Source organism: Pseudomonas sp. EL_65y_Pfl2_R96, assembly GCF_963970905.1.
In the GTDB taxonomy this organism is placed as follows: Bacteria; Pseudomonadota; Gammaproteobacteria; order Pseudomonadales; family Pseudomonadaceae; genus Aquipseudomonas.
Map to the genome: position 1 here is coordinate 1 of NZ_CAXAQH010000342.1, position 456 is coordinate 456.

A 456-nucleotide genomic window follows, 5' to 3' on the forward strand; every position below is an offset into this window, starting at 1 on the left:
GTTTTCGCCGCCGTAACGTCACCCGATTGGGCGGCCGTCATCATTTTCAGATAATCCTGCCTGCGTTGTCGCAATGCCGCCATTTGGTTGCTCGACGCGGTCGAAGAGGTCGGCGATGCCGACGATATCGCGCTTACGCCCGTGCAGGTGCCCATGATGCCAGACTTCCCGTTGCCAGTGCTTCGACTTCCCCATCTTCATTCTAGGAAGCAATTTGGCGGCAGCGCGAAACCTGCGGAAATTTTGATGGTTACGCCTGCGCTAACCGAGGAAGGTGCTGGATTGCGGGACCATTTATCCGCCTTCAAAGCCGTGCCGTTGGTTTGTTTGGTGCGCCGCGTCGGCATGGCATGCAAGGAGAGGAATGGCGTCACGCAGATCTCACTCCCATCGACATCCTTGGCGTATCCCAACTTGCCGAGCACCATAAAACATGGGACCCGCGCGATAGATGGC

Annotated in this window: 1 protein-coding gene; it reads right to left on the reverse strand. The window is 57.5% G+C overall.

The annotated features are described in order from the left end of the window. Nucleotides 1-197: 197 nt before the first annotated feature. A partial coding sequence (locus tag AACY49_RS30950) for a hypothetical protein (protein ID WP_339528115.1) occupies nucleotides 198-456 on the reverse strand: 259 nt, incomplete at its 5' end.